At 62.8% G+C, this 3,424-nt stretch carries 5 protein-coding genes; 2 read left to right on the top strand and 3 right to left on the bottom strand.

Going from position 1 to position 3,424, the window contains the following annotated elements:
• Nucleotides 1-155 precede the first annotated feature (155 nt).
• From EOA27_RS28255 to EOA27_RS28245, 3 genes are all read right to left on the bottom strand, one after another.
• The gene (locus EOA27_RS28255; protein WP_126082328.1) at nucleotides 156-455 is read right to left on the bottom strand and encodes a DUF982 domain-containing protein; all 300 of its coding nucleotides are present in this window, start codon (nucleotides 453-455) and stop codon (nucleotides 156-158) included.
• A 213-nt stretch (nucleotides 456-668) separates the two neighbouring features.
• Entirely contained in the window at nucleotides 669-905 is a 237-nt protein-coding gene (locus EOA27_RS28250; protein WP_126082327.1) for a hypothetical protein, read from the bottom strand.
• A 111-nt stretch (nucleotides 906-1,016) separates the two neighbouring features.
• On the bottom strand, nucleotides 1,017-1,412 hold the full coding sequence (locus EOA27_RS28245; protein WP_126082326.1) for a hypothetical protein: 396 nt from the start codon (nucleotides 1,410-1,412) through the stop codon (nucleotides 1,017-1,019).
• 171 nt (nucleotides 1,413-1,583) lie between these two features.
• On the opposite strand from EOA27_RS28245, the gene map reads away from it, so the two are divergent.
• Both map and EOA27_RS28235 read left to right on the top strand, forming a co-directional pair.
• Nucleotides 1,584-2,411, top strand: a complete 828-nt coding sequence (gene map / locus EOA27_RS28240) for a type I methionyl aminopeptidase (protein WP_126082325.1) — start codon at nucleotides 1,584-1,586, stop codon at nucleotides 2,409-2,411.
• Between the two features lie 329 nt (nucleotides 2,412-2,740).
• The coding region (locus EOA27_RS28235) for an OmpW family protein (RefSeq protein ID WP_126082324.1) at nucleotides 2,741-3,424 on the top strand (684 nt) is incomplete at its 3' end.

Below are 3,424 nucleotides of genomic sequence, written 5' to 3'. Positions count from 1 at the left end.
TATGGAAATCCTGTCGCGCGTGATCGTGCGCGGCGTGCAGGTGGGAATGCGCTACCGAGGCGTGTCGTTCGGCGGCTGAACCAGCTGCGATCGACGCCTTATGCATGTCGCCCGACGACGCGATCTTCAGAGAAAGACCTGGATGAAATAGAGACTCAGGCGCGCGCCTCGCGATGCGTCCCTGCTCTGCGCTTGCCGGGAAACATCGCGTCCCTCGCCAGCAATCCGCTGACGCGGCAGAAGGTTGCGAACGCCCGGCAGGCTTCCTCGGTGCTGGCCACATCGACCGTCGCCCCGAAGCAGGCATTGAAGGCGGCTTCGTAGATCTTGCCCTGCCTGCGCTTCGGCCAGTCCTGCAGGAAATCGAGCGCCTGCTCGACACTGTAGATCTCCTCGACCGGCAGGCCGGGCGCGGGCGTGATGCGCACCGGCACCTCGAATTGCAGTCTGTCCATTCCCTGTCTCCCGAACGAGCGCAGCCCCAGCAACGCCGCTCGATGTGAAAAGTTGCTTTTGCGGCCTTCTGACTCAGGAATGTGACCTCAGTGCGATCAACAATCGGTTCACGGATGCGTCAGGCGGCGCGCCCGGCCAATCCGCGCAGGCTAGGTGACAGGGCGACACTACCCACACCGCCCTGCCCTTGCTCTTATTCCACATCGTCGGCGCTACTGATTGGCCGGATCGGTCTCCGCGTCATAGGCCATGCGGGTAACCACCGTCAGCAGATAAGCGGATGGCAGCGCGAAGATGGCGCCGAGCACGATGGCCGCCGTTCCTTCCATGCGAAGGATGGCGGCAACGGCCCAGTAGACCGTGCCGATGCAGATCACCGCCTGAACCGCCAGGAAGCAGGCCGCGGCGGTCGCGCGGGTGAGTGTCTTGAATGTCTTGATGCGTTGCATTGAAGAAAATCCGTATTGAAGCGCACGCAACCGGCGGACGGCCGGCGGCCGTCGCTGGATCGCGACGCGAAGACGTGTTTTGATTTGGATGCCGCGCTCGGCGGCCGGGGCTTATGCGGCGGGTGGCGCGCGTGGCTGGTTCGTACGCGACGGCGTTGCGGTTCCCGCCGCGGGCGTGACACCCATTTCGGGTGGCAACGCCTGGCCGATAACCAGAAAATCGGCTGCGGGCGCCAGCGCGCCGGGATTGCCGCTGACAAGCTTTACGGGCAGCGGCCGGCTAGCCCGAACCTCAAGCGCCTGCGTCTTGCCGGAGGTCCTGAGCAGCGCGATCGTGTCGCCCTGGCGAGCGGCGCTGATGCTGGAGCCACCCTGGAGCGAGACCGCCGATGCAGAGATTCCGGCCTGGGCGAAGCCCAGCAGCGCGAGCATCAGCAGCGCCATCAGGCCCGCAAAAGCGATCCTGACCGGCAGCAGCTTCGATCTTTCGCATTCAGGTGCCGTCAAGCCGATCTCCAGATACCAGAACCGGCCCTAACCCATGGAATGCCAGAAGGAAAGCCGCAATGGACGGCGCAATCGCACTTCGTCCTTGAACCTTGCGGCTTCCGGTGCCAAATCTGGGGCAGATTCTGGCACTCGGCTTCCTCTGAAGCCAACGCCGGCAAACGGTCAAAAATGGTTACCTATCTCGACGCCTCCACGGCCCCCCTTCGAAACACCGGCCAGATCCGCCTCTATGGCGAGGAAGGTTTTGCCGGCATGCGCAAGGCCTGTGATCTCACCGCGCGCTGCCTTGACGAGCTGGTGCCGATGGTCAAGCCCGGCGTGACGACGGAAACCATCGACCGCTTCGTCTTCGAATTCGGCATGGACCACGGCGCATTGCCGGCGACGCTCAATTATCGCGGCTACACCAAATCGTCCTGCACCTCGATCAATCATGTCGTCTGCCATGGCATTCCCGACAACAAGCCGCTGAAGGATGGCGACATCGTCAACATCGACGTCACCTATATCCTCGACGGCTGGCACGGCGATTCCTCGCGCATGTATCCGGTGGGCACCATTAAGCGCGCCGCCGAGCGCCTGCTCGAAGTGACCTATGAATGCCTGATGCGCGGCATCGCCGCGATCAAGCCCGGCGCCCGCACCGGCGCCATCGGCGCCGCGATCCAGACCTACGCCGAGGCCGAGCGCTGCTCGGTGGTGCGCGATTTCTGCGGCCACGGCGTCGGCCAGCTTTTCCACGACGCGCCGAACATCCTGCATTACGGCACCGTCAATGAAGGCGTCGAGATGCGGCCCGGCATGATCTTCACCGTCGAGCCGATGATCAATCTCGGCCGCCCGCATGTGAAGGTCCTGTCGGACGGCTGGACGGCGGTCACGCGCGACCGCTCGCTGTCGGCGCAATACGAGCACACGATCGGCGTCACCGACGCCGGCTGCGAGATCTTCACGCTGTCGCCGAAAAAGCTCGACCGTCCCGGCCTGCCGGCCTAGGTTTCTTGCCGCTGGCGCTTTAGGCGCTCGCTTGACGTTCGTCCCCGAGAACCGGACCCGTGACTCCTTGGAGTCGCGAAGGGCATCTGGCGCTCGAGGAAGAGCGGCCAGGGCGACTTGCCGCATCATAGCTCCCGCTAGGGCCCTTCCTTCGAGTCGTTCCGGACAGCGACCCGCCGTGATCGTCATGTAGCATTTTTGTTACAGGCGACGTCGAATTGAAGGCAGCTCCAATTACTTCATCCGACCATTGACCTGGATCAACCGAGCATCTCTCCCAGGCTGTCATTGCTGCAGCGCACCGCATTTGAATTCCATGGAGAGATATTATGGTGAGAAACTGGGTTGGGCAGTGGCGGGGGATCGCAGTTGCCGCAGCGCTTGTCGTGGCAGGGATGCAGCAGGCCACGGCGGCGGACATACAATCCGTGACACAGAACGAGCCGCCTGTAGCAGCATCGGGTCCCTGGCAGATTCGCCTGCGCGCCTTGGGCGTGATCACGGACGACAAGGGCAACGTCAACGGAATCCCCGGCTCCGATCTTTCCTATTCGGATACCGTGACGCCGGAATTGGACATTTCCTACTACTTCACCGACAACGTCGCCGCCGAACTCATTCTCGGCACCACCTACGCCAATATCCACGGCGAGGGGACGATCAGCGGGTTGGGCAAGGTCGGCAAGGTCTGGGTGCTCCCGCCGACACTCACGCTGCAATACCACTTTACCGATTTCGGCGCCTTCAAGCCCTATGTCGGCGCCGGCCTGAACTACACGATCTTCTACAATCAGGATGCCGGCAGCGCTGACGCCCTCCATGTCAAGAACACGTTCGGCGGCGCTCTGCAGGTCGGGTTCGATTACATGCTGGATCAGCATTGGGGCGTCAATTTCGACGTCAAGAAGCTCTTTCTGGAGCCGAAATTCGACGTCACGGTCGGCGGCACGAACTTGACGGGCAAGGCCAAGCTCAACCCCTGGCTGATTGGCACAGGCGTCACCTACCGCTTC

Origin of the sequence: Mesorhizobium sp. M2A.F.Ca.ET.037.01.1.1 (genome assembly GCF_003998075.1) — a bacterium.
GTDB lineage: Bacteria > Pseudomonadota > Alphaproteobacteria > Rhizobiales > Rhizobiaceae > Mesorhizobium.
This window is presented reverse-complemented; position numbering and strand designations above follow the sequence as displayed.

What these genes read in the sequence shown, in the direction of transcription:
- EOA27_RS28255 (WP_126082328.1), bottom strand. Translation starts at nt 455, where the DNA reads ATGGACAGACTGCAATTCGAGGTGCCGGTGCGCATCACGCCCGCGCCC.
- map (WP_126082325.1), top strand. Translation starts at nt 1,584, where the DNA reads ATGGTTACCTATCTCGACGCCTCCACGGCCCCCCTTCGAAACACCGGC.
- EOA27_RS28250 (WP_126082327.1), bottom strand. Translation starts at nt 905, where the DNA reads ATGCAACGCATCAAGACATTCAAGACACTCACCCGCGCGACCGCCGCG.